This is a genomic window from Streptomyces sp. NPDC087420, assembly GCF_044744165.1.
Taxonomy (GTDB): Bacteria; Actinomycetota; Actinomycetes; order Streptomycetales; family Streptomycetaceae; genus Streptomyces.
The window spans coordinates 25,689-50,015 of the sequence record NZ_JBIUXU010000020.1 but is presented as its reverse complement, the minus strand read 5'-3'; the positions used below and the strand labels follow the sequence as shown (position 1 = coordinate 50,015).

Annotated in this window: 17 protein-coding genes, 1 pseudogene and 1 CRISPR repeat array; of the genes and pseudogenes, 15 read left to right on the top strand and 3 right to left on the bottom strand. The window is 68.6% G+C overall.

Annotated elements, in window-relative coordinates:
* The first annotated feature begins 22 nt into the window (after window positions 1-22).
* A complete protein-coding gene (locus tag ACIO1C_RS33310) occupies window positions 23-319 on the top strand; it encodes a WhiB family transcriptional regulator (protein WP_401870953.1) in 297 nt (98 codons plus the stop codon).
* A 154-nt stretch (window positions 320-473) separates the two neighbouring features.
* Here ACIO1C_RS33310 and ACIO1C_RS33305 read toward each other — a convergent pair whose 3' ends face one another.
* Together ACIO1C_RS33305 and ACIO1C_RS33300 are read right to left on the bottom strand one after the other, a co-directional pair.
* Window positions 474-1,127, bottom strand: coding sequence for a hypothetical protein (locus tag ACIO1C_RS33305; protein WP_401870843.1), 654 nt, complete (start codon window positions 1,125-1,127; stop codon window positions 474-476).
* On the bottom strand, window positions 1,103-1,531 hold the full coding sequence (locus tag ACIO1C_RS33300) for a hypothetical protein (RefSeq protein ID WP_401870841.1): 429 nt from the start codon (window positions 1,529-1,531) through the stop codon (window positions 1,103-1,105). Before ACIO1C_RS33300 ends, ACIO1C_RS33305 begins: the two co-directional genes overlap by 25 nt.
* A 279-nt stretch (window positions 1,532-1,810) precedes the next feature.
* Here ACIO1C_RS33300 and ACIO1C_RS33295 point away from each other — a divergent pair.
* The 6 genes and pseudogenes from ACIO1C_RS33295 to ACIO1C_RS33270 all read left to right on the top strand — a co-directional run.
* Window positions 1,811-2,014, top strand: a pseudogene (locus ACIO1C_RS33295) (IS5/IS1182 family transposase); the annotation flags it as partial.
* Between the two features lie 1,499 nt (window positions 2,015-3,513).
* Window positions 3,514-3,942: a GNAT family N-acetyltransferase gene (locus ACIO1C_RS33290; RefSeq protein WP_401870839.1), complete on the top strand. Its 429-nt coding sequence runs from the start codon at window positions 3,514-3,516 to the stop codon at window positions 3,940-3,942.
* 518 nt (window positions 3,943-4,460) lie between these two features.
* Window positions 4,461-4,727, top strand: coding sequence for a hypothetical protein (locus tag ACIO1C_RS33285; protein WP_401870837.1), 267 nt, complete (start codon window positions 4,461-4,463; stop codon window positions 4,725-4,727).
* Between the two features lie 571 nt (window positions 4,728-5,298).
* Entirely contained in the window at window positions 5,299-5,604 is a 306-nt protein-coding gene (locus ACIO1C_RS33280) for a hypothetical protein (protein ID WP_401870834.1), read from the top strand.
* 31 nt (window positions 5,605-5,635) lie between these two features.
* On the top strand, window positions 5,636-6,169 hold the full coding sequence (locus ACIO1C_RS33275; protein ID WP_401870832.1) for a hypothetical protein: 534 nt from the start codon (window positions 5,636-5,638) through the stop codon (window positions 6,167-6,169).
* A 1,394-nt stretch (window positions 6,170-7,563) separates the two neighbouring features.
* Complete coding sequence (locus ACIO1C_RS33270; protein ID WP_401870830.1) at window positions 7,564-9,381, top strand: zinc-ribbon domain-containing protein; 1,818 nt, start codon at window positions 7,564-7,566, stop codon at window positions 9,379-9,381.
* A 633-nt stretch (window positions 9,382-10,014) separates the two neighbouring features.
* Here ACIO1C_RS33270 and ACIO1C_RS33265 read toward each other — a convergent pair.
* Window positions 10,015-11,289, bottom strand: coding sequence for a helix-turn-helix domain-containing protein (locus ACIO1C_RS33265; RefSeq protein ID WP_401870826.1), 1,275 nt, complete (start codon window positions 11,287-11,289; stop codon window positions 10,015-10,017).
* A 1,738-nt stretch (window positions 11,290-13,027) separates the two neighbouring features.
* A CRISPR array of direct repeats spans window positions 13,028-13,299; the repeat unit is 28 nt; unit sequence GCCTCAGCCCTGCTTGCGCGGGGCGTCC.
* 229 nt (window positions 13,300-13,528) lie between these two features.
* On the opposite strand from ACIO1C_RS33265, the gene ACIO1C_RS33260 reads away from it, so the two are divergent.
* From ACIO1C_RS33260 to ACIO1C_RS33225, 8 genes are all read left to right on the top strand, one after another.
* Entirely contained in the window at window positions 13,529-16,366 is a 2,838-nt protein-coding gene (locus ACIO1C_RS33260; RefSeq protein ID WP_401870823.1) for an HD domain-containing protein, read from the top strand.
* A 293-nt stretch (window positions 16,367-16,659) separates the two neighbouring features.
* Entirely contained in the window at window positions 16,660-18,201 is a 1,542-nt protein-coding gene (casA, locus tag ACIO1C_RS33255; RefSeq protein ID WP_401870821.1) for a type I-E CRISPR-associated protein Cse1/CasA, read from the top strand.
* Window positions 18,201-18,956 carry a hypothetical protein gene (locus tag ACIO1C_RS33250; protein ID WP_401870818.1) on the top strand — a complete coding sequence of 252 codons (756 nt, stop codon included), beginning with the start codon at window positions 18,201-18,203 and terminating at the stop codon, window positions 18,954-18,956. The genes casA and ACIO1C_RS33250 overlap by 1 nt, the downstream gene beginning before the upstream one ends.
* Window positions 18,953-20,119, top strand: a complete 1,167-nt coding sequence (gene cas7e / locus ACIO1C_RS33245) for a type I-E CRISPR-associated protein Cas7/Cse4/CasC (RefSeq protein ID WP_401870815.1) — start codon at window positions 18,953-18,955, stop codon at window positions 20,117-20,119. The genes ACIO1C_RS33250 and cas7e overlap by 4 nt, the downstream gene beginning before the upstream one ends.
* The gene (cas5e, locus tag ACIO1C_RS33240; protein ID WP_401870812.1) at window positions 20,116-20,916 is read left to right on the top strand and encodes a type I-E CRISPR-associated protein Cas5/CasD; all 801 of its coding nucleotides are present in this window, start codon (window positions 20,116-20,118) and stop codon (window positions 20,914-20,916) included. Before cas7e ends, cas5e begins: the two co-directional genes overlap by 4 nt.
* Complete coding sequence (locus ACIO1C_RS33235) at window positions 20,901-21,539, top strand: type I-E CRISPR-associated protein Cas6/Cse3/CasE (RefSeq protein WP_401870809.1); 639 nt, start codon at window positions 20,901-20,903, stop codon at window positions 21,537-21,539. Before cas5e ends, ACIO1C_RS33235 begins: the two co-directional genes overlap by 16 nt.
* 19 nt (window positions 21,540-21,558) lie before the next feature.
* Entirely contained in the window at window positions 21,559-23,154 is a 1,596-nt protein-coding gene (locus ACIO1C_RS33230) for a Mu transposase C-terminal domain-containing protein (protein WP_401870806.1), read from the top strand.
* Window positions 23,151-23,939, top strand: a complete 789-nt coding sequence (locus ACIO1C_RS33225; RefSeq protein ID WP_401870804.1) for an AAA family ATPase — start codon at window positions 23,151-23,153, stop codon at window positions 23,937-23,939. Before ACIO1C_RS33230 ends, ACIO1C_RS33225 begins: the two co-directional genes overlap by 4 nt.
* Window positions 23,940-24,327 lie beyond the last annotated feature (388 nt).

The following is a 24,327-nucleotide window of genomic DNA, read 5'->3' as shown; positions in this document are numbered from 1 at the left end:
AGAGGACTGGGCGGGGTGGAGCATCCGGGCGGCCTGCCGTACCGCGGGCCCGGACGAGTTATTCGTTGAGGGCGCGGCCCGAAACCGCGCAAAGACCGTCTGCGGTGGCTGCCCCGCGCGCACGGAGTGTCTTGCCTATGCCCTCGATCAGCGCGTCGAGCATGGCGTTTGGGGCGGCATGACGGACAGGGAACGACGCGCTCTTCTACGCTGTCGGCCTACCGTGACCTCCTGGCGGAGCTTGCTCGCGGCGGCCCAGGAGGAGCACGACCGGCAGGCTTGCCCTCGTGACGGCAAGCGAGAGGCCGCGACGGGCTGAGGTCCAGTAGCCATGCACGGGGGATTCGCTCCCGCTCGCGCGGGTCTCCGGGCACGGAATGGGAAAGGAGCGCGCTGAACTCGCCCTTGGGCGATGACACACCGGACGCGCTGCTGATACCACTCGGCTACGGGCGGCTTCGGCCCGCGAGTGGTCACCAGGCGGTCAGGTCGACTGTGTGGGAGCAGTGGGGATCGGCCGTGTCTGGCGCCCAACGCTCTTTCTCGCGTACGAGTGAGGGGAGAGCGGCCAGGAGGGCGGTCAGCGCGCCAGTGAGGCGTACGTCGGCCGCGATCAGGCCGTCGGTTTCCTCGACGGCGAGGTAGAGGCGCAGGCTGTCCGGGCCGGTGAACAGGAAGCCGCACAGCGCCGGGCTCGGTGGTGCCTCGACGAACGGCCAGGCCAGTGTGCGCAGGACACGCAGTGCCTGGTCCGTGAGAGGCGGTGGGGCGGGTTCGAGAGTATCGGTGTCCACCCGGACCAGCGCCATGCCCATCACCGAGGTGTCCGAACCGGGCGGAGTGCCGGCGGCGAGCGTCCGTGACCACCCCAGCACCAGGGGAGCGGTCACCGGTTCGTCTTCGTCGTCCAACAAGGGGATCTCGTAGACAACCGGCTCCGGTTCCACCTCGGCGTCGGCTGCTCCGGTGACGACCCGCACGGCGTCCCGCGTCGGCAGCACGCCGCGCAGAAAGGTCCCGCCGGCAAGGGGCACCAGTGTGTGGTCGAGGAGGAAGCGGGTGAGGTACGCCTGCTGCTCGACGGCCTCCTCCCAGCTGCCGTTCACTCGTTGATCCAGTTCGGACACTTGGTGACGCCTTTGCAGTAGGCCGTGATGACACCGATCTTCTTGCCCTTGCCCGCGTCGTATTCACCGTCGGCCGTACGGCGCGCGTACTGCACGATCACCACGATGTTGACCCGCTTGCGGCCATTGAGAGCGACACCATGATATTCAAGGCGCCCCCCGTTCTTCTTGTCGACCTTTCCGGCCAATGCGGCGTCAACGACCCGGCACTTCTTGATGTTGTGCTTGCCGGAGAAGTGGTTCCAGCCAAGATCGCCGTTGCCGTAGCGGGTGGGGATCACCCGCCCGTCGGGGTCGGTCTCCTCACATTTCGTTCTCTTGTCCCAGTGCCGCTCCGCGAATGCGTCAGATACCGGAGCGGCGACGAGAACAGCACCCAATGCTGCGGCCGAGATGGTGATCATCCTCATGACTGGAACCGTGCCACATCCCGGACATGCATAAGCTTTCCCCGACGGCAGATTCGTTTCACCGCCCCCGGATGGATCACCCGGTGGAAGCAACCGCCTGGGCGCGGCCGCACACGGGTGCCAGCGGTGTCGGAGCCGTAACACCGCACGCGGTCCGGCCCGTCCGCCGCGTTGCCGAACCTGTGCGCGAGACAGTCACACGCCGCAGACTGTGCGTCGGACGCCACGGACGCGAGCACGAAAGACTGCGGCAACAGGGCCTCCTGGGACTGCATCAAGCCGGTCATCGCCCCACGCGGCACGCCACACGGCAGCGGACTCGGCACCGTCCGCCGGGTGGTAGAACGCACCAATGCCTGGATTCACGGCTTCCGCCGCCTACGCATCCGCTGGAAGATCCGCGACGATATCCACGAAGCCCTCCTCAAACTGGCCTGCCGCCTGATCACCTACCGCCACGTCAGAACATTCTGTTAGCCGCTCAACGCCGGTGGGCTAGTTGCCGTCCAGCCGGAATCGGGTAGTGGATCGCGCAGATCCAGTCCAGTGGCCGGCAAGATCACCGTGGCGGCGGGCATCGGTGAGGAAGGTGAACGCGGTCTCGGTCATGGCCGGCGTGTGAGCGGTCTGTAGGCGTACGGCGGTCGGATCGGGCACGCCCTGTGAGGCGCCGGCGCCCGCGCATCTCGGGCCACTCGGCAACGAGTTGCACGTGGGCAACCACACCCGGATGCGTCCGCGCAGCAAGGTGGTGCGATTCGACCAGTTCTTCATCCCGCAGCCGGGCCAGCCGCCGGCGGGTCGCTCGATGCGCACCCCCTGGGCCGGCCGATAGGGGATGGCACCGGTGCCACAGGCGCAGGACCGTGAGGTTCCTCTGGAGCGGTTGTCCGGGCAACGCCCCGGCCCGGCCGACCTTGATAGGCGGCAGCGGATTCTGAGTCGCCTGCGCCGGTCCGGCCCCGGGCCCGCGGGCTGGTACGCCGATATCTGCCCCTGCCGGATGAGGATCTGCCGCTGCATTCGACCGGGATGCTGGTCTCGCACCTGTTCCGGGAACTGGAGAGCGCCCTTCGCGAGGTCCTCCTGCCCGATGCCACCCGGAATGGTCTTCCGCAGGCTCCGCCTGCATATTCTCCAGCATCACGGTGCCAACGCCCCGGACGTGGTGGAGAGCATTCTGACGGATCTTGACCAGATTGCTGCCGCCCGGTCGCAGCGTGAGTGGGCGACGATTCAGGTGATGTGGGAGAGGCGCTCCAGATCGTGATGCCGAAGAGGGCCTGTGACGGGGAGAGCACCGCCGAGCACGTGTGGCACGTCTCGGTCCGTAACGCCCCCGGTGACCGGGTCCTGTCCGACGCGGAGTGGGCGCAGGTCGCCGCCGAGATGGTGGCCGCGGCGGGACGAGCTGGCGGGAAACGGCCCCGCCGCCGCACGGGACACTGCGATCAAGTCCACACCCCCGGCCTGACTGCCGCCCCTGGACATCGTCAGGAAGACCCTGATCCACGGCGAACCCGAACCCGAACCCGTCCAGCGCCTCCTGTGGGAACTTCTCCAGCCCGGCCCGCCCGGTACGGATTCGGCCTCCCCGACCCGCTTCCCCGACCTGCCCGACATCACGACCCTTGGCGTTCCGCCCGCCTACGCTCTGAGCGAGAACGACAGGGACTCGGCCGACCAGGAACCCGCGCGGGATGCGCACGTCGCCTTCGGCGTCGACCCCGTCATGGTCCCGGGCACCCACGAGTCGCTGCTCACCCACCCCGACGAACCGGCCCAAGCACTCCTCAAACTCTGACCTCACGCTTCCGAGTCAGCCGGCTCGTCCCGGCCGAGGAGACGTTCGGCTTCGGCCGACTACACGGCTGCGGGGTGGGACGGGAATCGTCCTGTCCGGCCCCGCTGTTGTCCGTACGACGCCAGGTCCAAAATACTCGTGGGCCGTTGCCGCAGATATCACACGATCGGAAGTGGGCAGCTTGAGTGATCCGTACGAGTTGCGTGAGGGTGTGCCTTCCGTGGCAGTGTTCCGGCGTCTGCGTACCGATGCAGGCTTGTCGGACAAGGCCCCGGAAGCGGTGGCGCTCGCCTTGCCCCACACATGGCACGGGGTGGTCCTCCACCACGAGGGAGAACCCATCGGCATGGGCCGCATCATCGGTGACGGCGGTACCGCGTTCCAGATCGTCGATGTCTGCGTCCATCCCGCACACCAGGGCCACGGCCTCGGCGGGCGCATCATGGCCGCGCTCACCGAGGAACTGGAACGCAGGGCGCCCGCCACCGCCTACGTCTCACTAATCGCGGACGGCCCCGCCCGTGTTCTCTACGAGAAGTTCGGTTTCGCCGACACCGCGACGCACGACTCGATCGGCATGTACCGCGTGATGGGCGTCTGATGACGGGGAACAGGTGCCCCTCCCACGTCTGTGCGCCGTCCGCGGCCACTCCGTAACCACCTGTCCCGGTATTCGGGCACAGCGCGGGAGGGGGTACGGAGCGCGCGGGGGAGGCCGCTGACCGGCGCAGCCGGGTGCCCGCCGCCCCCCGCACCGGGCACCACGCCCCCGCCACGACCACCGCATTGCGGAGATCGCCGAACTGGCCGGCCGGACACCGCTCACCACCCCCGACATCGTCCACCGCTACCAGGCCGGTGAGCGAACCGCGCAACGCCTTTTCGCCGCTGCGCGTCAGCATCCCGGGAGTTGACGTCACCTCAGGAGGGCACCGTCCGCCGCGCGTTCCGCACGCCGACCGGAACGCGGTGGATCAGGCACGGGTGGGGGCTCGTTTCGTGTCAGGCTGCCCTGGCATGGCAGTTCGAGGCGGGCCTGTGGACAGAGGCCGGAGATTTCTGCCTGCTCCCGGCGGGACGAGATGTCTGCTTCGGGCGGGCGGGGGTACCGGGGCCGGTATGGCCTTGATGAAGCGTGTTGCCCTTGCCCCCCGTGCGGTACGGCAGCTGCGCCGCGTGCGTTCGGTGTACCTGGTCGGAATGACACTGTCCGTACTGGGCCTGGTCCTGCAGTCGGGCCGGGTGAGCAGCGGCCGGCAGTCGGAGATCGCCGGCGCTCTGGCGGTGGTGTTCGCGGTGCTGCTCGGACTGACGATGGTCCAGCTGTGGCGGCATCAGAGGACCGTTCACTGCAGTACGGCCAAAAGGCTGAACCCCTTGGCCTGAGTCCTCTTCACTTCCCCCGCCTCGCAGATAGACCTGGGGGTAACAGCCGCCCGAGCGAAACACCTCCGGCTGGCACATTACTTCCCGGCAGTCGGGCCCGTACCGCGGCCGGGAGCCTGGCCGCTGAGCGGGTCGTACGGCGGGATACGCACGAGAACGCGTATGACGGTGGGGCGGGGGTGGCGGCCCCGGGAACGGGGTCGAACCGGGGCCGCTGTCCGGTCAAAGGACACGGGGCCGGACCGGTCACCGCGTACGGGTGGTTCAGCCCTGCGTTGGCCTGCGGCCCCTCCTACGGGTGCGTGCCGTGAACCGCAGTGATGGAAACGGCCACGGCGAGGAACGCCGCACTCTGGCCGCGCTGCCGAAGGCACGCTGAGCACTACGGCATTGCACTCAAGTACGCGCAAGGCTGGGGCGCGACGGCGCTAGCTAGGAGGACCGCGACCGCCACCACCGCGGTTGCGGTCGCCGGTCAAGGCCGACTCCCCCAGCTCTGGATGGCTATTGGACAACCGGTCAACTCGGAAAAGTAGGGCCGAGTCGGGCGGCGCGGAAATAGACTTATGACGTGACAGGAACATGGCGTCGGCTGACGGACCGCCTCAGCGGCAAGCAAGATCCAGAAGTTCTTTTCGAGGAGCTTCCTGATCACCTGGAGATCCCCGTCCGGCAATGGGTCATGCAGGCCACAAGAAACTATCAGCTCGTTGGGCTTGTCTGCTTGCGTCTGCGGCTGCCGTCCACGGTCCTCAACAACGATTCGCCAGAGATGGCTCTGGTGAATTACCGCGACAAAAATAACCCGATGATCTTCATAGAGATCGTTGACGCGGTGTTGGCGGCTCGCGGAAGTCAGGCCCTTCAACGTAGGTAGACACAACGGGGCCTCCACCCGTGACCTCCGTGTGGAGCTGGACACGATCCTCACTGAAGGAGGATCGGCCTACACGATCAACCCGGACGAGAACGGATTGTGCCGCAGAGTCAATGAGACCCTGCGGCAGTCCTTGGAAGCTGCGGTCCAGGTGGCGGAAAAGCAGAAGCATGATGCTGGGGCGCACCTCCGGGAAGCCTTCACCGCCGCATATGGAATCAACCCCAACCCCAGCGTCGCCTACTCCCAGTCCGTGAAGGCGGTAGAGGCTGTAGCCAACCCTCTCTTTCTTCCTAGGTCACCAGAACCCACCCTGGGAGCCGTGCGATCGACGCTTGACCAGGGCAGGAACAAGTACGAGATGGTTGTGCAAGATCGCACGGGAGCGCCAGCAGGCATTGACGGAGTCATTGAACTTCTCAACCTCCTTTGGCACGGCCAACGCGACCGGCATGCCGGCGGCCCTACGAGCCGACCAGTGACACAAGAGGCTGCCGAGACCGCTGTGCACACTGCGGCTCTTCTGGTCCACTGGATGGCCACAGGAGCGATTCGCAAGAAGTAGTTGGGACACCTGCGCCGAGGTCCACGCAAGGGAGGGTTCCGGCGGACGCTGACGGTGTCCGTACGGCGGGAGCTGTTCCACCTGTCGCGGTGTCAGCGCACCGTGCTGGTCAGAACCTCGCCAAGTTCTGAATCATCGCTACGTCTCCCGCGTCTGTGCGCCGACCGCGCAGCGACGTCCAGGAACGCACCGTCCGGCCAATGGCGCTCGCCCGGTGCTGAGTCTCATTTCGATGACCGCTCAGATTCTCATCTCGGTGTCACATCTTCTGATCCAATCGGGTTTAACTGACCTGGTCTTAACGTGTGTTCATGCCGCCCAGGGTGTGACATCAGGTGAGAAAATTTGATGCCATGCCATGAGAAATGCCAGGACATTTTCGTGAGAATCGCTATAGTGCACTGCGTCTGACCTACAGGTTTTAAGAGGTTTGAGTTGAGGGTGAGCAGTGGCCCAGAATGGCGCCTCGTCCCTGCTTGCGCGGGGCCTTCCGGGCGGGGCCGAGGCGCGCGACCATTCTGCCGGCTTCATCCCTGCTTGCGCGGGGTTTCCGTCGTCTCAACGACGTTCAGCCGCCAGACCTTCGCCTCATCCCTGCTTGCGCGGGGCTTCCCCTTTGCGACTTGGCGCTCTTGGGTGACTTTATCAATGCTTTGCGTAGTTGTATGGGTTTCGAGGCTGGGCGGCACTTTCGTTGGGCGGGTGCGGGATTGGTGTCTGTCGTCATCGCTAGGGGTTGTTCAGTGAATGATCTCTGCTGAGCATGGGCGCTGTCGTGGGGATGGTTTGCTCAGTTCGTCAGGCTGGGGGCCGGGAGCGGGATCGACTTCGCTGGCAGGTGTTCGCCCGCGGCCCGATCGGTCTCACTTCGAGGGGAGCGGCCCCGCCGCCCGGTTGCCTCCTGTCATCGGAATGGATCTGACGCGAGCATAGATGTACGGCCTGGTGGTCGCGTCGGATCCTCACGTAACCCAGCACGGTGTGGGCATCACGGGACGATGGCGCTGACGAACCGTTTGATCTTCGGATCGAGAACTGATCCCGTTCCGTGGCAGGCGCCGTCTAGGCCGGGGAAAGCGGCCTGCGATCTGTGCCGGGGGTCAGGTCTGGCCCGTGCGGGTAGATGGCGGGCCGGGGATCCCGTCCCTTGAGGGTGCTCGGACTTCTCGCACTGCGGCGCGACCTGCCGAAGGCGTTCCGCCGCTACCTCTGCGCGCCGGATGGATCGGCTGCCCATCGCGCTGGTAGATTGCGCAACTTCACCTGACCGTCGAAGCGTTGCTACGAGATCAGGGTCAGCGATCCGGAACGCGCGCGTGCGAGTGGGGTGGCGGGGTGCACGCCGTGGTGTCACCGGCCCGGAGCGGTGGCGGCAGCCGTGGGAGACTCCGCACGTGAGTTCTACGTCGTCTCGAAAGACGGTTCAGCTGTGCTCTGAGCCGGATTGCCCGCAGCCGGCCGCGTACCGCACCCGTTCACGCGATTCCTGGTGTGACGACCACATCACGGCGATGCTGCGCGCTGGCGGTCTGGAGCCTTTGGAGTCGTTCATCAAGCCGACCGCGTGGCGTCTGACGAGGTGTCTGGCCTGCGGGGTGGAGGCGCACTACCGGTTCGAGTACACCCTGGAGAAGAACACGCTGGGGGAGGCGACGTGCCGGGCCTGCTACTGGCGAGGGTGGGCGGCAAAGGACCGGCGGGTCAAGGGAGTGTACGCGGACCTGGTTCCCGTGCCGGTATCAGAGGCGCGCGAGCACGCCGGGAGGAACGGCTACGACTACCTCGGGCCGCTGACCGAACCGTCGCTGAGTGAGGACCCGCACCATGTGCGGTGCCGGTACTGCGAGCGGCTCAGTGCCGAGCGGCTGGGAGACATCGCGTTCGGGTGCAGGTGTCAGACCAACCCCAAGCGTGACCGTCAGATTTCCATCACCACCAGGGCGGGAGGGGCGAAGAAACGGGATCTGCTCAAGGACTCCGGATTGCCCGTCGTCGACTGGTGGGATCACGAGGGCAACGACACGGCGGATTGGGAGACCGTCACGCTCAAGGCCCGCCGTGAGGTGTCCTGGCGCTGCCCGCACTGCGGGCTGCGGTTCATGAGGAGAATCCTGGACATGGTCGCCGTTCGCGGATGCCCCGAGTGCGAATCGAAGCAGCGGGCGGCATGGGAGGCAGAGTACGAGCGCCACAGGGCGACGCTGGTTGCCGAGGTCCCCGAGTTGCTCGCGGCCTGGGCGGACGACGCGGATCCCCGTACGGTCACGGTCGCCGGCCGTGGCCCCGGGCATCGTTTCCGCTGCCCGCGAGGACACCATTCGCGTTTGTCGCCGCACACGTACCTGACGGCCGGCTGTCCTTCCTGCCGTGGCCAGGACACACTCGACGAATGGCTTGAGGCCGTCGAGGTGGATCCGGCGGCGCTCCGTCTGGCCGCGGAGATCGCCTCGCAGTGGCACCCGTCGAAGAACGGCGGCATCCGGGCCGCAACCATATCTCCCGGCTCCCGCAAGAGCGTGTGGTGGCAGGACCCGGACTGCGGGCACCAGTGGCAGGAATCACCGGCTCAGCGCGACAAGGGGCAGCGGCTTCGATGCCCCCAATGCCGCACGATCCTAGACTCGCTCGCCTACCACTTCCCGGACCTGGCGGCCGAATGGTCCCCGGCGAATCCGCGCACGGCGTGGCAGGTACGCCCTACCGGGCAGACACGATTCGTGCCGGCCTGGATCTGCTCCACGAACCCTGATCATGTGTGGCATGCCTCACTGGCTTCCCGGACAGGCGGCAGCGGCTGCCCCGAGTGCAGGGAACACGGGAAGTCGCAGGTCGAACTCAGCCACCACGTGGCTGCCGAACGCGCCTTCGGACGGGCCGCGTCCGGCCCGTCGCTGCGCAGCGCCGCGTTCGCCCGGCGCTCACACTGGCTTGTCGACATCACCGTCGAACTCGCCACCGGTCGCACCCTCGTCATCGAGTACGACGGCTCCTACTGGCACGCCGACAAGCACGAGATCGACATCGAGAAGTCCCGGGACCTGCTCGCCGCCGGGTGCCTCGTGGCCCGGCTGCGTGAACACCCCCTGACGTCACTGCCGATCGATGATCCGGCCTACGCGGAGTTCGTCGTCCATTCGACGGCGCCCACGCCGGATGCCACGATCGAGCAGGTCAGGCAGTGGGCGCTGAACCGGAGTTCGAGCGCCTTGTGAGTCTGCCCCGAGGCTCGTATGACCGCCCGCAGCCTCCCTTTTTCAGGTTGGGTTCATGCCGGCCCGTCACGCCCCCTGGCCGCGCTCCGGCTGCCGCGCCGTCTGCTCCTGCCGGACGGCCGGCATTGCCTCCCGGCCCCGCGCACCAACTGGCACGCCATACGCCTGCCCCGCGCCGCCAGCTACGGCAACGTCACCTTCGGCGTCGCATTGGCACCATGCCCGCATCCGTAGCCACCCGGACGAGATCGACTACCAACGCAGCGGACACACGCCCGACTTGAATTTCGCCCACAGCGTGCTCCGCCCCGGCATGGATGCGCCATCTGTGGGCCTGGTTGACCCGTACGAGGAGGGCCCGGGGGACATGGCGGACGAGGCGTTCGCCGGTCATCGGATGACGCCGGAGGTGTTGGATTCGGCGCCGAACTCCAGGACGAGGCGAGCACCAGTGTGCACAGTGTCCGGCCTCAGCCCTGCTTGCGCGGGGCGTCCCTTTGCGACCTGGCACTCTTGGGTGACTTTATCAATGCTTTGCGTAGTCGAATAGGTTTCGAGGCGGGGTGGCACCTGCGTCGGACGGGCGCAGGATGGGCGTCTGCCATCATCTGCCCCGTGATCCGAGTGGGCCGGTCAGGTCAGGCTGACGGTGAGTCCGAACTGGTTGAGGAGTCCGTTCCTCAGCTCTGCCACGCAGGCCTTGAGCGTTTCGTCGTCCGCTACAGGAGTCAACTCGGTCGAGGCAGGCAGGAGCCGCACGGGATGCCGGGAATCCTCGACAACGGACGATCGGCCGTACCTGTAACCGATGGGTGCCAGTGCGGGTTGTTCACTGTCCGGGGCGGTCGTGGCGAGTGTGGCGGTGATGTCGAAGGAGGTGTCGGGGGTGCGTGAGAGGCGGAACGCGTCGCATACCGCGACGGCGTCGGTGATCACCGCGTTGAGGAGCCATGTGTCGACCGGGACCAGGTCGCCGAGTTGAGGGGTGTTCTCGCCCAGCGCGACACACAGGACGACCGAACCGTCGTGGTGGAGCTCCGCCATGACGCGGCGTGCGGAGGTTCGCTGGTCGGGGACGAGGAAGTTGCTGGCGACCCACCGGCGAAGCCCGACGTGCATGCCGCTGTTCAGGACCCGGGACATGACGGACGACGGCGAGAATTCGTCGTGCAGTCGGTTCGCGGTGGCCTGGGCCCGGACGAGGGTGTCCTGTGCTTCCGTCTGCGTCGGGGCGGGAACCATCCGGGGCACCGGCCGTGCGGGGCTGGCTGCGACTACCAGCCACGCGCATCGTTGCCCCGGCTGATGGAGGACGGTGTCGGTCGCGTGCGCGAGATGCGCGTTCAGTAGCGCGCCGGCGGCGTCCTGTCGTGCGAATCGGTCCTGGTAGGCCCGGGCGACCTGGTGTTCCGCCAGGTAGAACGTGTCGTCCTTGACACGGTAGGGGGCGTTGAACGTGGCACGGTCCTTGTCCTTCTGCTCCCACCCGTACTGGAAGTGCGGCGCCGACTCACTGGGCGGGACATCGACGACAAGGACATCGAGACCACCGTCGGGCGCGGGCAGGGGCACGAGGTCCACCCCGGGTACGTAGGGCTGGATCGCGTTGCGCAGAGCCTGCCGCATCTGCTTCTCGTCCACCTCGGACAGGTCGATCCCGACCAGCTCGATCTCGTCGCTCACCCCGTAGATCAGCAGTCCGCCGCGGGTGTTGGCCATCGCGGCGACATCCTTCGCGAACTCGTTCCACAGGCCGGGCTTGCGCAGGAACGTCGGCAGTTCCCCCTTCCAGTCCAGGTCGTCGCTCTCCGGGAGCTTCTCGGCCACGGCGGCTGCGACCATGTCGTACGTGAGCGGGCCGGGCCGGTGGCCGAGATGCTCGTGCAGCCGAGTCCATGAACGTGCCATCACGCCAACATAGGGTCAACAACGCACCAGCGGGCGCCCGTTCCCGGAAACGGAAGCGCCGCCGCCAGGCCGACGGCAGCCTGAGTCCGATCGCCTGTCGCCAACCGCCCGGCGCCCCACCGTCCGTTCCGCAGCGACAGGGGACACGTCAGCCGACCTCCGCCGGTCAGGCCCCGGGCCCGTTCCCGGACGGCTTCCTCTACGCCGCGATACGGTGGCCAGCCGAATGCTGGCCCATTTCCGCTCGTGCAGGGTTTCCGACATCCTCGGACCCGTCGGCCACAAGGGCGGCGGCTCATCCCTGCTCACGCGGGGCGTCCCACTCAGTGAGCTTGTCGGATGTCTCCGGGATCGCCTCAGCCCCGCTCGCGCAAGGCGTTCCAGCCATATCGCCGGTTCGTCTCGCGGCTGCTCGGTTCATCCCGGCTGACGCTGGGCTTGCGTCGGCTTTATATGACCGCGACGCCTCGGATCGAGCCATTCCTGCTCACGCGGGATGGTGCTCAGTTGCGGAACCTGCCCTGGGCGGCGTGTGCCTCATTCCTGCTTGCGCGGGACTTTTACCGACACCACCCGCCTGGACGTCCTGGCCCTCGCCTCAGCCCTGCTAGCGCGGGGCATTCAGACCGGGGGTGCTCTCCTCGCCGCCTCACGCCCGCGGCTCGTTCCCGCTGTCGCGTGTCCGGACGTCGGCCTGGTAGAAGGAGTCTCAGGTCGCCTCGTCCCTGCTGACGCTGGGCTCTCCTCGGCTCTATGTCACGGCCATGCCTAGGCTTGAGTCATTTCTGCTTGCGCAGAGCATGCCTACCATATTGACGTTCTCGTTTGTGGCCGCTCGGTTCGCCTCGCTCCTGCTTGCGCGGGACGCCCGTCCACTACAACCCCCACGACGCCCGCCAGATCGCGTCATTCCTGCTTGCGCAGGGAGTACTACGACTTGTTCCTGCCCCGCGTCCGTGAGCGCGCCTCGTTCTTGCTTGTGCGGGGCTTCTGCCAGCGCGAACCTGCCGGTTGTCGATTCGGCAGATCTCTGCTCGCGCGGCGCACGCTTGCTCGTATGAGAGCGCCTCAGCGCGCGCTTCATTCCAGCTGACGCTGGGCTCACATCGCCTCTATATGACCGCGACGCCTCGCATCGAGCCATTCCCGCTTGCGCAGGGCGTGCTTACTATATCGCCGATGCGTTTTGCGGCCGCTCGATTCGTTCCTGCTTGCGCGTGGCTCGGTGCTGGTGGACCTGATCACCGTGGCCAAGACCGGCCGGCCCTGCATACGTGGGGCGTCCAACTGATCGAAGCCCTGCTTCTTCGCCCCCGCCGCCTCAGCCCTGCTTACGCGGGGGTTGCGGCCTGACTCTCCGCGACATCTGCCACGGACTGGGCACATTCCTGCTTGCGCGGGGCGTCCTGCATCGATCTGCTCGCAGGCAAGGACAATGTTGCCTCATCCTGCCTCATGCCCACGACTCATTCCTGCGGGCGCGATGTCCGGACGTCACTCTAGTAGAAGGAGTCTCAGGTCGCCTCGTCCTTGATGACACTGGGCTTTCAGCGGCCCACGCCTCGGATTGAGTCACCGCTGCCTGCGTGGGGCGCATCCACCATATCAATGGTGTGTTGTACGGCCTCTTGGTTCACCCGCTCGCGCGTGGCACGCGCGACGTTGAACAGATCATGCCGGCCTGTCCCTGCTGGCGCCGGGCTTGTGTCGCCTCTATCTCACAGCTACGCCGAGACTTGAGTCATTCCTGCTTGCGTGGGACGTCCGTCCACCACAATCCCCACGACGCCCGCCAGATCGCGTCAGCCCTGCTTGCGCGGGGCGTCCAAAGCTGAAGAGGACGGCCGAGGGCGAGTGCTCGCCTCAGCCCTGCTTGCGCGGGGCGTCCGATGTCTGCACCGGGGGTGATCGATCCAATGCGGCCTCAGCCCTGCTTGCGCGGGGCGTCCTCCGGGGTGATGTACGCCCGGGCGGTTTCGCCCGCCTCAGCCCTGCTTGCGCGGGGCGTCCCCTTTGCGACCTGCTGTTCTTGGGCGACTTTATCAGTGCTTTGCGTTGACCCTCGGTTGCGGCGGGTTGTTGCTGCTTCCTGTTGCTTGTGGTTGTGCTTGTTTGTGTTGTGTGAGGTTGGTCGTGGGAGCGCTGCGTTCGTTGGTGAGTGGGGGAGGGCGGGTTGGTGGGGGCTGTTGAGGATTCCAGGCTGGGGGGTATTGGTCTGGGGCCGTGGACGGAGTTCGAGGTGTCTACGGGAACGGCGTATCCGTTGTTGTTCGGGATGCTCGACAGCGCGGCGATGGCGTTCGAGGTGTGGGACCGGACGGTGACTGCCTCACAGCGTGACGTGTTGAGCGAGGGGATGGGCCTGCTCCCGGGGCAGGCGCGGTCGGTGGTGGCGTTCTTGGCGGGGCTGCAGGACTTGGGGCGTCTGGTACCGGGCTTCCAGCGCAGGCACCGTGCCGGGTGGGCGCGTCTTGGTGCGGCTCTGGCGGAGCAGGCGGGCCGTGATAGCGGGTGGGGTGAGACGTCGCGTAGTTCGATGCACGTGGCGTTGGGAGTGCTGGCCGAGGCGGGTTACGCGTGCGGGGGCAACGCGAGTCCCGGGGTGCGGGCGGCTCAGGTGGTGGGCGGCTGCGGGGGTTTCTTCCTCCAGGCCGACGTGGACGGTGCGGCCTCCGCGCGCCGGGTCGCCGCCTCGGCCGGGGGCGAGGCGTGGGGTGGGCTGCGCTCCCGGTACGCGGCGGTGGTGCGTCATCTGACGGGGGCGGTGGAGGTTCCGGTGCGGATGTCTGTTCCCGCCGCGGTCCTCGCTGCGGGTGTGGGGGCGGTGGCGGGAGAGTTGGCGCGGCAGCGTTCCTGCTGGCTCCCGCGCGCTCACATGCCGGCTTTCGGTGCCGCGGAGCATTTCGCCCTGGCCCGTGAGGAGGCGCCAGCTCTGGCGGAGGCGGCCGGGCTGGAGGACCTGGACTGGCAGGATGTGCCGTTCGCGGTGGCGCATCCGAACGTTCCGGGCCCCAACGTGTTCCAGGCGTCGCTGATGGAGCAGCTCCCCCCGCTGGTGCGTGAGAGGGGCGCGGGGATCGTGGTGGCGGTGGACGCGACCGGGACGGGCAAGAGCATGGCCGCCCTGCAGGCGGCACGGGTCTTCAACGCCGCGTGCGGGAGTGCGGGGGTGGCGTGGCTGCTGCCCACGACCGCGACCGCGGACGCCGCGTGGGAACTGCTCGAGGAGTACGTGCTGCGCCACGACACCGGCCGGGTGCCGGTCGCCCTGGTGCACAGCCAGGCCGACGCCTACCGCGAGGACCGGCCCGTCGCCGTCGATGCCCTCGCCCCCGGGCCGCCGGCCGCCGTGGGGGAGCGGGAAGGGGAGGAGGAGGGGGCGGGGGCGGCGCCGTTGGGGCGTGAGGTTCTAGAGGAGCTGGGTGCGGGGGTGACACAGCCGCCGCCGTGGCTGCGCGGCCATGACGTGTCGCTGCTGGCCCCGTTCTGTGCCGCGACGGTCGACCAGGCGCAGATGGGGGTCCTGCCCGTGAAGTTCAACGCGGTACGGATGCTGGGCCTGTCCGGGAAGACGGTCGTGGTCGACGAGGCGCACGCCCTGTCCGCGTTCAGCCACCTGCAACTGCTGCGCCTGCTGGGCTGGTTCGGGGCGCTGCGCACCCCCGTGGTGCTGCTGTCGGCGACGTTGCCGGCCTCCACCGCGGACGCGCTGGTGCGCGCCTACCTCACGGGCGCCGGACACACACCCGCAGCCCTGGCCCCGGGCACATTCACCCCGTCCTATCCGGGGTGGCTGTTCGCGGACGCCGCCCACGCCACCGTCCACACCATGGACGAGACCGCTCGTCTGCGCCACGCCGCCGCACAGCACCGCCAGGCCCGTTTCCGCCTCCACCAGGTGCGGCGCGAGCGGCTCGGCCCGCAGCCGCGGACGGTCGGGAGCGGGGAGCGCCTCGCGGTCATCGGCGGCCTCCTCGCCTCCGTCATCGGCGAGGGCGGATGCGCGGCGGTGACCTGCGCGACGGTCCCCGACGCCCAGGACACCTACCGCCACCTCAAAAGCGCCTGGTCCGGCGATCCCGCGGACCTGGTGCTGCTCCACGCGCGTTTCCCCGCCCACCGGCGTGAGGGGCTCCTGCACGCTCTGCGCCGCCAACTGGGCCCCACGGGGCAGCGCCCGGGCCGCCTCGTCGTGGTGACCACGAGCCTGCTGGACACGAGCCTGGACATCGACGTCGACCTGATGATCAGCGACCTGGCGTCCATCAGCCGCCTCCTGCAGCGCATGGGCCGCCTCGCCCGCTTCGCCCACCTGTGGCAACGCGAGGACCATTCCGGCCGCTCGCGCCGTCCGGTGTGGTGGAACCAGGGCCATGTCCCCGACCTTCATGTCCTCAACCCCGTCTCGGCCGCCGGCACCACCGCGATCCCGGGCGGCTGGCGCACCCTGGAAGCCCCCTTCCTGCTGCGGGCCACCGCGGACCTGCTGGCGACGCGCTCGGTGACGGACCTGCCCGGTGACGTGCAGGACCTGGTCGAGCGGATCCACGGATCGCACTCACCGTTCGCCGAGGCCACCGAGGCCCTCAAGCGCGACGCCGCCCGTCTGCAGACCAAGGACGCCGTCGAACAGCACCTGAGCGCCGCGCACCTGATTCCGCCGGCCGGCCGCGTCTCCTCGCTGGCCGACCTGCACCGCCAGCGCCTGACCGCCGCCCAGGCCGCCACCCGGCTCGGCACCCTGCCCGTCAGGCTGCTGCCCTGCTACCGCACCACCGGCAGCGACGGCATCCTCACCTTCGACCGGGCGGGCCGCCGCCCCCTGCCCACCGGGCCGCGCCTTCGGACCACGGACGTCCGCGAGGTGCTGCGGCACACCCTGCCCGTTCCCGCCGCCTGGGTCGCCCGCCGCAGCCCCCAGCACCTTCCCTCGCCGGGGTGGGCGGCCCATCCTGTGCTCGCGGACCTGGTCCTGCTGCCCGCACCCGCCGCGGACACGAAACACACCGAACAGTACGGCCGCTACCTGCTGCGTATGGACGACGAGCTCGGCCTCGTCCATACCACCGTGAGCTGACGTTTCACCCTTCACGGCACCCTCATCGCATCATTCGTACGACTTATCTCGCCGGTTGTACATGCATGGTCACTGTGTGATTGTGTTGAGGTGTGCCCGGCCGGAAGATCCGCCGAGGCCGACCACCCCTGTGCCACAAGCATGTTGACGGGGTACCAGCATGTTCTGTGCCCTTTTCCTCCCGCTGTGTGATGGTCTCTTGCCCTCTGGGTGTGGGCCCCTTCCTGGCCCGGGGGGAGTGAGGTGCTGTCCTCCCTTGCCCATTTCTCCCCGTAGCCCTGGGAGCACCACCGTTGACACCGACCGCCCGCGCCCGTTTCAGCGCGGCCGACGACCCCTGGATCGACGTCCGTGACCGGCACGGTTACCACCGCACCGGCCTGCGCGGCCTGCTCCTCTCCGCCCACACCATCGAAGACCTCGCCATTGCGGCCGCCCCGGTCGCATCGGCGATCCTGCGCATCGCGACGGTCCTCGCCGCCCGCGTCACCGGCCTCGATGACCCCCACCTTGACGCCGACGCCTGGAACGAGCGCCGCAACGAACTCCTGACTCGCGCCGGCGGGTTCGACGCCGATGCCGTCGACGCGTACTTCGAGAAGTACTGCTTCGAGGTGTTCGACCCGCTGCGGCCCTGGATGCAGGACCCCCGGCTGAGCGAGGAATGCCCGAAACCGTCCGGCGTCAACTCGCTCGTCTTCGGACGCCCCGCGGGCAACAACCTCGCCTGGATGAGTTCCCACCACGACCGGGCGCCGATACCCCTGCCCACGGGGGAAGCACTCCAGCACCTCCTCATCCACCACTACTACGGGGCGGCCGGCGGCTGCGGGAGCCGTACCGCAGGCACCCTTACCCGCCACCGCACCGCCGCCGGCCCCCTGCGCACCACCGTGTCCTTCCACCCCCTGGGCCGCACCCTGTACGAAACGCTTCTGGTGGGCCTGGCGAAATTCACCGGGGACGAGCAGGAGGAGCCGGACCACTGCCCGTGGGAAGAGCCCCGACTCCCCGACCCGCAGGCGCCCTTACGGCCCGCGACCTGGCCCGGGCGGCGCCTGACCGGCTTCAACCGGCACGCCGTGCTCCTGGTGCCCGGCGACGACGGCGGGGCCACGGTGCGCGACGCGTATCTGACCTGGGCCACCCAGCAGCCCCGGCTGCTGGTCACCGACCCCTATCTGGCCTTCCGTACCGGCAAGGGCCGCCCGCCCGTGGCCTTCCCGCGCCGGGCGGACGCCGACCGGGCCTGGTGGCGGGAGTTGGAGTCCCTGGTACTGGCCCCCGACGAGAACCGCACGGTCCGCCGCCCCGAGGTCTTCGACACCCTCAACGACCTCCCGCCCGACGTGCGCAGGGCCCTGCGGGTACGGGTCCACGGTTTCGACCAGGACGCCGAAGCCGTCCAGCGCCGCTGGTACACCGCCATCACCCCGCCCTTCCTCGCCTGGAGCCAGGAACACGACCCCGCACGCGCCGAGCGCATCGCCGAGTGCTGCACCGCAGCCGAGAGCACCGCTTCCCGGCTGACGTTCCTCTCCGGCAGGGCCTGGAAGGAAACTGGCCACGCCGCACCCTCCCGCAAGACCCCCTCCTGGACCAGTGCCGCCCGCAACCTCTACTGGCAGCAGGCCGAGAAAGTGTTCTGGCACCTGGTGGACACCGACCCCCAGGCGCCCGCACAGCCCCAGTTCGCCGCCGCGGCCGCCCAGGCACTGCGCGCGGCGACCGCGAGCGCCCGCTTCCGCCACCGGGCCGCGGCCCGCGCCGTCGCCGACGCCGTCGACGCCCTCTTCCGCCCGCCCCCCGCCGCCCGCCGACGCGAGGACCTGTGATGCCCACCGCGACCGAGTACCGCCACCACTACATCCGCTTCGCCGCCCTCGTCGAGGAGGCGTGCACCGACCCCAAGGCACGCCGCGTCCTGCGCAACGGCCGCAGCCGGCCCGTCGACGACTGCGAGGGCATGCACCGCTTCCTGTCCGTACCCACCCGCGGCTACGGCCACCGCCGCGCCCACTACACCGTCGCCTCGATGATCGCCCACGTCGACCCCCTCGGCGCCCTGCGCGCAGCAGCACACCACCCGGACACCACCACCGACGGGCATGAGACCACCCGTGAGCGTCCCGGCCCCACCCGGCCCGAGACCACGGACAAGTGGACCGATCCCGGTGAGTCCACGGTCCCAGGGGAGCCGACCGGCCCCGGTGAGTCCACGAGCCCAGGGGAGTTGACCGACCGCGGTGGGGGCGCGCCCGCTCGCGAGCGTGCTGACCCCGGTGACCCCGGCCTCTGGAGGCGGCGGCCCAACCTCGGCGAGACCCTCGCCCACGCCGTGCGCACCGCCGGCTTCAACGAGACGCGCACCGACGAACTCCTCGCCGTCATGGTCCGCCTCGGCGACAACCAACTCCACCGCCGCCTGCCCGCCCTGACCGGCCGTCTCGTCGACGCGGGCCTGATCCCCGACTGGCCGGTCCTCCTCGACGACCTGGCCAGGCGCCCCTACGACCAAGGCCGTGTCGCCACCCGCTGGCAGGACGCCTTCTACCGCACCCTCACCCCGACCCCGAAGGAAACCCCGTGACCACCGCACGCCACCTCGACATCCACGCCCTGCACCCCACCCCCGCCGCCAACCTGAACAGCGACGAGAGCGGGGAACCCAAAAGCCTCGAACTGGGCGGCGCCACCCGCACGATGGTCTCCTCGCAAGCGTGGAAGCGCTCGATCCGCCTGGCCGTGGAAGCGGAACTCGACGAGCGCGCAGCCCGCACCCGCATGATCCCCGTCAGGGTCGCCGACACCCTGCACGGCCAGGGCTGGCCCGAGGACCTCGCCATGTTCGCCGCAGCGCAGATCGCAGCCAGCGCCAAGAAGGGAGGACTCAAGACCAACCCCGAGGAAGGCCACCGCACCCAGGCCATGTTCTACGTGCCCACCGACACCGTCCGCCACCTGACCGTGCTGTGCGATACCCACCGCAACGCCCTCCAAGAGGCTCTGGACCGGCAGAACACGTCCAAGAAGCCTGCTCCCACGCTCCTGCCCACCGATGAGATCGCCGCCCTGCTGGTCCGCCGCACCGCTTCCATCAGCCTCTTCGGCCGCATGCTCACCGAGATCACCGACGGACATGTCGAAGCCGCCGTGCAGATGGCGCCAGCCTTCACCGTCCACCGCAGCGAATTGCAACCCGACTACTTCACCGCCGTCGAGGACTGGCCCCGCCCCGGAGAAAAGGGCAGCGCCCACCTCAACACCGCCTACCGCGCCACCGGGCTCTTCTACCGCTTCGCGACCATCAACATCACCACCCTGGTGGCCAACCTCGACGGCGACACCGCCACCGCCCGCACCCTGGTCGACCTGTTCACCCAGGCGTTCATCATGACCATGCCCCGCGGCGGGCAGACCTCCGCAGCCGCCCACACAGTCCCCGACCTCGTCCACTACGTCGTCCGCGACCGCCGCCCCGTTTCCTACGGCGCCGCCTTCGACGAGCCCGTCCGCTCCCGGGGCCAGGGCTACGTTCCGCCTGCCCGCCAGGCCCTGACCCAGTACGCGACCACCATCGACCGCCTCATCGGCACCCGCCATCGCATCACCCACGGCCACGCCATCGCCGCAGGCACCCCTCTGGAGGAACTGGGCACCCACCACGCCAGCTTCGAAGACCTGGCCGCCACCTGCTCCCGCGCCGCCCTGCCCGAAACCCCCGACGACACCCTTGACGAGGTGGCCGCATGAGCCGGGGACTGGTCCTGCGCGCCGCCGGCCCGCTGCAGTCCTACGGAGAGGCGGGCACCTTCGCCCACCGCGACACCGCAGCCTTCCCGACCTGCTCCGCCCTGATCGGGATGTTCGCCGCCGCCCAGGGACGCACCAGGGAACACGCCCTGGACCCCTACCCCGAACTCCCCGGCACCCCCTCCCACCGGGACCTCGTCCTCACCATCCGTATCGACCGGCCCGGCACCCCCTACCGCGACTGGCACACCACCGGCGGCGGACGCCCCCACAAACAAGGCCTGCCGACCAGCGACGGCACCTACCGCACGAGGGACAAATCCACGCACATCTCACGACGGGACTACCTCGTCGGCGCCGTCTTCGCCATCGCCGTCCAGGGCCCCGCCCCGCTCCTCGCGCACATCGCCACCACGCTCGCCTTCCCCCACTTCAGCCCCTTCCTCGGCCGGCGCATCTGCCTGCCCGACGAACCCCTCCTCATCCACACCGACATCCCCGACCCCCACCACGCCCTGCGCGACCGCGTCCCCCTCACCCTCGCCCGCCCGCCCCACCCCGGCCAGGAACACATCCCGGTCGTGTTCTGGTCGGAGCAGCCCCCGTACCCCGGCACCCCGCCCGACCGCGAAAGCCCCAGCGAACCCGTCGACTTCGCCTCCACCCGCCGCAGCCACCTGCCCCGGCCCCTGTGGAAGACCACCGAACCCCTGCCCGCCACCCTCTACGCCGGCCCCCGCCCCGTCGAGACCCTCACCGACTACATCCTCAAGGACGCCCCGTGCCGACAACCCTGACCCGTATCGTCCTCAACCGCCACCACCGCCAGGCCCGCGACGACCTCGCCTACCGCCCCGGCCTGCACAAAACGATGATGCGCCTGCTGCCCGACCCCCAAGGCGACCACCCCCGCAAAGCCGGCGGCCTCCTCTTCCGCCTCGACCCCGGCCTCGACCCCGTCCTCCTGGTCCAAACCGCCGACACCCCCCACCTCGCAGGCCTGCCTGACGGCTACGGAGACGCCACCACCCACGACCTCACCCCCATCCTCACCGGCCTCACCCCCCACCTGCCCGTGCGCTACCGCATCACCGCCGCCCCCGTCGTCAGCCGCAGCGCCACCGCCGTACCCCACCCCGTCACCGGACGACGACGCGGCAAACTCACCCCACTCACCGGCCCCGACGCCATCGCCTGGTGGCAGCGACGCGCCCCCTCCGCAGGCCTGCACCTCACCGGCCCGCCCACAGCCGCACCCCGCCCTTTCCCCTCCCCGCGCCCCGGACCCTACGAGCGCCTCACCCAGTTCGAGGGAACCGCCACCATCAGCGAACCGGACCTCCTGAACACTGCGATCCGCGAAGGCGTCGGCCGCGGCAAAGCCTACGGAGCCGGCCTGCTCACCCTCAGCCCCGCCTGAACCGCCTGGAGAAACCGCCATGGACCAACCCACCCCGCCCGCCCCCGACGACACCCAGCTGCGCGCCCTGACCGTCCGCCGCCTGCTGCACCACCGCGAACACGACACCCTCACCCGCTGGCACCTCCGCGCCGTGTGCGACACCTACGACGTCACCTCCCGCACCGTCCGCCGGTGGATCAAGAACGCCGAGGCCAACAACGGCATCTACACCCCCCAGGGCCGCCCCTCCTACCAGCTCACCGACCACGCCGCCGAAGTCATCGCCCGCTGGCGCGGCAACGTCACCGCCGCACACCGCGAACTCACGGCAGAACCCTTCAAGGACGAGGAACTGCCGTCCCTGGCCACCTTCCACCGCGCGGCCGAACGCCACTGGAGCAAAGGCCGCCGCGCCGGCCTCAAAGGAGGAGAAGCAGCCCGCCGCCCCTTCGACATCCACGGCAAACGCGACCACCACCACCGCAACTACGCATGGGAGACCGACCACGTCGAAGCAAGCGTGCCCGTCATCCTCGACGGACACATCCGCAAACCCTGGATCACCTGGTTCATCGACTGCGCCACCCGCTGCATCTGCGGCGTCGCCGTCACCCCCCACACACCCAGCAGGGAAAGCATCCTCGTCGCCCTGTACGACGCGATCCTCACCGACGAACCCCACAGGCCCTACGGCGGCATTCCCGACCGGATCCGCGTCGACGGCGGCCGCGACTTCCTCTCAGACACCGTCGGACACGCGCTCGGCTCCCTGGGCACCGAGCACATCGTGCTCCCACCACGCCGCCCCGACCTCAAACCCATCGTCGAAGCAGCCAACGGCGCCATCAAGAAGACACTTTTCGCCGATTTCCCCGGCTACACCGAAGCCCCCACCACGCCGGGCGGCAAACCCATCGACCCCCACCAGCCGCTCCTGCACTTCGAAGCCTTCGTCGCACACGTCCTCGACTGGGTCGACAGACGCAACACCCTCCACCCCATGGACAGCCTCGACAGGAGAACCCCCCACCAGGCATGGCAGGACGACCTCACCCCCATCTTCCACGTCTCCCCCGAAGAGATGCACACCTACACCCTGGAACGCCCCGGCAAACCCCTGACCATCAACAACAGCGGCGTCCGCTGGCGCAAACGCGACTACATCAGCGACTGGATGCACGGGCGCGTCGGTGAAAAGGTCCACCTGCGCTACCTCCATCACCACGAACACCGCGTCGAACTCTACGAGCCCGGTACCCTTCGCCACCTCGGCCCCGCCTTCCTGGCCGACCAACTGACCCCCACCCAGCGCAAAGCACTCGACCAGGCCCGACGACGCGAAGCCAACCGGCTGCGCGCGGAGTTCAAGAAGGCTGAGAAGAACCGCAACGCACGCTACGAAGCCGTCACCCAAGCCCGCCCACCCAGGCGGCTCGACGCCCTCACCCAGGACGAAGCAGCCGAGCAGCTCCGCGAGCTCGGCGGCGCCAGCGCGGTGTTCGAGACCTCAACGGACTTCATCCCGCTGCCCGCACCTGCCGACGACCTGATCATGCCCCTCAACCGCTCGTCCGACGAGCCGACCGACGAACGCCCCGACAAGCCGCACGACAAGACGGAGCCCCACCCGTGACCCACAACCCCCCGCGCACCCTCCCCCTCCCCGACCCCATCCACGACCACTTCCAACGCCTCCCCGGAGCCCAGACCATGGGTACCAACGCCGTACGCGAAACCGAACAACTGATCAAAAAAGCCATCGAGCACCGCTCCATGGCCTGCATCCACGGACAGGTCGGCCTCGGTAAAACCTTCGCCGTACACCGGGCCCTGCGAAAGCACGCACCCCACAACACCCTCCGCCTGCGCTTCGACGACACCGCCACGAAAACCGAGGTCTTCCACACCCTCTGGCGCGCCCTCGCCCTGCCAGGCGAACCACCCGACAACCTCGCCACCTGCAGACTCGACATCCAGAAAGCCCTCGCGGCCCAGCCCTACGTCCTGCTGATCGACGAAGTCCAGAACATCAGCGCATCCCTCATGGAATCCACCCGCATCCTGTGGGACAACGAAAGCATCCCCCTCACCGTCATCCTCGTCGGCAGCGGAAACACCCGCCAACGAGTACTGCGCCACGCGCCCCTGCACTCCCGGATCTACCACTACCAGCAGTTCAAACCGCTCACCCTCGCCGAGGTCTTCAATACCATCCCTCTCTACCACCCAGTCTGGAAGGAGGCCGACGACGACCTCCTCGCCTTCACCGACGACAACGGCGCACACGGCCACTTCCGCAACTGGGCCAGCATCACCTTCCACGCCCAGGACGCCATCAAGGACAAACCCGACCTCAAGATGACCAAAGAACTTATTGAGTGGGTCCTCGGCCGCCTCAACTCCACCCGGCGCCCCTGAAGAGCCGCTTTCCGGGATAGCCCGTGAGCGGCTCACTGACCGAACCCGCCGCACTGTCGTCTTCTGCGGTGCCGGTAACACCTGGCACACCACGTCAGCTGGGACCCGGGTCGCCAGACCGCTGAAGGAACAGGACGTGCGGCCTGCCGGACGCCGGACCATTCCGCGTGGAGGTCCAGGGCCCGGACGCGCTTGGCTTCGACAGCGGGTCGGGCCCACACCTGCTATCGCCACCTTCACCACCGACGCCGGGTCTTGATGATTTCCCGCCGTCGGATCTCTTGAAAAGGTGATTATCCGGGCGGGGTGTGGCGCAGCATGGACTGCGGCCGAGTCACCCCGGCCGCCGGACCACGACGACGCTGTGGCGACTTGCCGCTGCCCTCCT

Bases quoted from the DNA above. Each gene is read 5' to 3' on its own strand.
- ACIO1C_RS33300 (WP_401870841.1), bottom strand. From the start codon at position 1,531: ATGATCACCATCTCGGCCGCAGCATTGGGTGCTGTTCTCGTCGCCGCT.
- ACIO1C_RS33285 (WP_401870837.1), top strand. From the start codon at position 4,461: ATGGCCTTGATGAAGCGTGTTGCCCTTGCCCCCCGTGCGGTACGGCAG.
- ACIO1C_RS33250 (WP_401870818.1), top strand. From the start codon at position 18,201: ATGCCCACCGCGACCGAGTACCGCCACCACTACATCCGCTTCGCCGCC.
- cas5e (WP_401870812.1), top strand. From the start codon at position 20,116: ATGAGCCGGGGACTGGTCCTGCGCGCCGCCGGCCCGCTGCAGTCCTAC.
- ACIO1C_RS33265 (WP_401870826.1), bottom strand. From the start codon at position 11,289: ATGGCACGTTCATGGACTCGGCTGCACGAGCATCTCGGCCACCGGCCC.
- ACIO1C_RS33230 (WP_401870806.1), top strand. From the start codon at position 21,559: ATGGACCAACCCACCCCGCCCGCCCCCGACGACACCCAGCTGCGCGCC.